This is a genomic window from Streptomyces sp. NRRL B-24085, from assembly GCF_001282115.1.
In the GTDB taxonomy this organism is placed as follows: Bacteria; Actinomycetota; Actinomycetes; order Streptomycetales; family Streptomycetaceae; genus Streptomyces.
Map to the genome: position 1 here is coordinate 1 of NZ_LJBR01000609.1, position 2949 is coordinate 2949.

Below are 2949 nucleotides of genomic sequence, written 5' to 3' on the forward strand. Positions count from 1 at the left end.
CAGATGTCCCTCCCGCGCGTGGAACTGCCGTGCTGCGGCCATGTTCCGCTCCCACAGCTCATCCTGCGAGCGCCGCACCGGCCCGACCACCTCGCCCTCCGCAGGCGGCTCGATGTCGAGCATCTCCACCAAGAACCGCTGTGCCGACGCCAGCCGGTCCCACACGGCCCGCTGCGCGACCACCCACGCTCCGAGGTCTTCGCCCTGCACGATCACCTCGCCGGACCCGCCCGGAAGAACGCCCCCGGCCTGCACGTGGGCGCAGGCGCGCCCGTCCCGTGACGAGCACGGGCATCGGCGCTCCACGCATGACGGCGGAACCCCGTAGACGTCCTCACCGGTCCGTGTGGCCGCCTGGCACGGGGCTGTTCCAGACGGCAGATCGCTGTTGGCTGGAGTCCCGTGTGCGTGCTGGCGTTCCCGCTGAGGGCGTTCTCGCCTCACACATCCCTGTCGTTTCGATGAGATTCGAAAGGATTGTGGCGCCACTAAGCGGCTTTCTACCCTGCACATGTCAGATGCCGAAGCATCATAAATCTGCGCGAAAGGGCGTCATGAGCCTCAGCAGAAAGATCAACCTCGGACTCGCCGCGAGCCTCCTGGCCATTGGAGCGACGCTCGGCACGGCGCAGGCGTCCGAAGCTGCGCCCACAGCTCTCTCCTGCGCCTACGGGCACTTCTGCGGCGTAGACGATTTCGGTAACCGTTTCGACGTCTACAAGTGCGGCGTTCGCGTACCCATCGGTCTCTCCGGACCCGGTGAGATGTTCAACAACCAGACGCCTGGAACGTACGCAGAGTGGTTCTACGCCAACGGAAACTGGGCTGGCACGATCAAATCGGGAGCGCACGCATACATCGACTGGACCCCCATCTGGTGGGTGCAACCCTGCTAACCCGATACCCCGCTTCGATCGGCCTGGGGCCCGTCACCTTCGTCGACGGGCCCCTACCGCTGGAGCTGGCCAAGGGGCGGAAGTCACCAGCGCATGCCAAGGGCGTCGAGCTCGGCGCGCCGTCCCGGGCTCAGTTTGGCGGCCCTCCGCCGCACGTTATCGACCCATGCCCCCAATTTCATGGCCTCCTCTTGTGTGGCGTAGCTGTTACGCCTGCTCGGCGGACGTGTCAGAGCAGCGGAATAGAGTCGCCGTCCCGGCTGGGTGGCCCGGCCGTCGAGGGGGAGTCGGCGTGCACGTGCGCAGGTGGTCCAGGTACACGAAGGATGAGAAGCAGAGGCTCGGGCGGGGCCTTGAAACGGTTCTCAGGGAATGGGGTGCTCCGGACGCGGAAGCGTTTCTTGCCGAGGGTGACGGTGGTGTACTCATTGAGGTTCCTGCCCCGCCATACCAAGGAGACCTGGACCGCTACGGTCGCGCGCCCATCAAGATACGAAACGGCTGGGCCCACGAAGCAGTTCGAGGGATCCGGCTTCTCGCCGAGCGGGTCGGCATCGATCTGACCTGTCACGGCGAGCACAGTAAGTACGGTGCTGGACATGGCCACGCCTTCGACCCGCTCCCTGTGTCCGGGTTCGTGCACATCACGGTCCCGTGGGCGGACGCCGATCACCTTCTAGCCGCCCTCGCGGGTGTGGCGTCGATCGTCCCAGTGGAAGAGTCGCAGCCAGACCCAGTTGCGGTCGAGGCGCGCGCGAGCGAGGTCTACGAATCGGCCGAGGTGATTGTCTGCATGGAGGCGGTCACTTCTGCAGGAATTGCTCTGGCGCAGGCCGTGACGGCTCTGCGGGCTGTTGCGCGTGACGTAGGCGTCGAAACGTACGCCGCTTCACGGCACCGTCTGAGGAGCGTCCGTGCCGCTGTTTCGCAGAACGCCGACCGTCGCATTCCCGGCCCCGATATATACGATCCTTTCTGGGACGACCCTGTCGGCAGATACCTCATCCAGGTCAACTACCACCTGGCCGGCCTGCGAGGTATCGAGACGTCGCGACTCCGGGGCATCGTCGAGGCGAGCTGGGAGGATCACGATCACGAGGATGGCGAGTACACGCTAAACGAGGCGCATATGGCAGAGGCGATCGTGCGATTCGAGCCGGGCGTCGACTATGACCGCTTCCGCGCCTATATGCGTGTGATGCGTGTGCACGCGACCGAGCGGAACTACACGGAAGCGTGTGAACCCTCTCTTCGGGCTGAGCGCGAGGCTGCTGAGCGGGCTGAGCGCGAGGCTGCCATACAGAAACAGAAGGCCGACCGGGAGGAACGGGCCCGAGCGCAGGAAGCGCGCGCAGCAGCAGCAGCCGAGCGGAAGGCCAGGACAGGCCAAGCCGCCAAAGCCGGGTCCGTCAAACCGAAGGATGTGTTCTACGTCGTGACCGGCACCGACCGGGTGACTGGCAAGCCGGGGGTCAAGTTCGGCATCAGCAACGGGGACGGAGAGGTCCGGCTGTCGCGGCATGCCCGTGACGGCTACAACACCCGACATCGGCTCTTCACCGGCCTTCCTGAGGGAGTTGCCCGAGAGGCGGAGAACGGGATGCTGGCGCGCCTCAAGGGCGCGGGTCACAGGCCGCTGCACGGACGCGAGTACTACCCGCAGGCTGCCCTTGGACTGATTTTGGACTCGCTCGATGGGGACCTGACTCCTGCTGCTGACTCCGTGGACAAGGAAGTAAAGGCATTGACCGGCTGACTGCGCGCACCAACAGCAGGTGGGAGATCGGCCATTGCCGACCAGCCCCGGCTCTCGGTCGATGTGCTGGTTTGGTGTCGGTGACGGCTGGTCAGGTCGGTGTGTTTTCGCTGGTGGGGTGCTGGGGAAGGGCAGCGTCACTGCCGCGGGGCGGTGTCTGCAGGGGGCGCGGCTGTCATGGGGCGATACACCCCGCTCCGCTCCACTGTCTTGAGAACGGCACTTCTGATCCTTCCGAGCGCTGCGCGGCGGCACGGTGGCCGGTGTCGGTGTCTGCCGGGACGAAGGGGGTGGGGT

The 2949-nt window shown here is 65.8% G+C and carries 3 protein-coding genes and 1 pseudogene; 2 read left to right on the forward strand and 2 right to left on the reverse strand.

Translation table 11 applies throughout. The features are described 5' to 3' along the window. Positions 1-210 (reverse strand): annotated as a pseudogene (locus tag AOJ26_RS40220) (helicase); the annotation flags it as partial. 344 nt (positions 211-554) lie between these two features. On the opposite strand from AOJ26_RS40220, the gene AOJ26_RS43710 reads away from it, so the two are divergent. Beyond that, complete coding sequence (locus AOJ26_RS43710; RefSeq protein WP_143663711.1) at positions 555-896, forward strand: hypothetical protein; 342 nt, start codon at positions 555-557, stop codon at positions 894-896. Between the two features lie 83 nt (positions 897-979). Here AOJ26_RS43710 and AOJ26_RS44795 read toward each other — a convergent pair whose 3' ends face one another. After that, positions 980-1129: a helicase associated domain-containing protein gene (locus AOJ26_RS44795; protein ID WP_256979645.1), complete on the reverse strand. Its 150-nt coding sequence runs from the start codon at positions 1127-1129 to the stop codon at positions 980-982. A gap of 59 nt (positions 1130-1188) precedes the next feature. On the opposite strand from AOJ26_RS44795, the gene AOJ26_RS40225 reads away from it, so the two are divergent. Next, positions 1189-2652, forward strand: coding sequence for a hypothetical protein (locus AOJ26_RS40225; protein WP_143663706.1), 1464 nt, complete (start codon positions 1189-1191; stop codon positions 2650-2652). The last annotated feature ends 297 nt before the right edge of the window (positions 2653-2949 follow it).

Excerpts from the sequence above, each read along its gene's own strand:
- AOJ26_RS43710 (WP_143663711.1), top strand. The coding sequence starts at position 555 with ATGAGCCTCAGCAGAAAGATCAACCTCGGACTCGCCGCGAGCCTCCTG.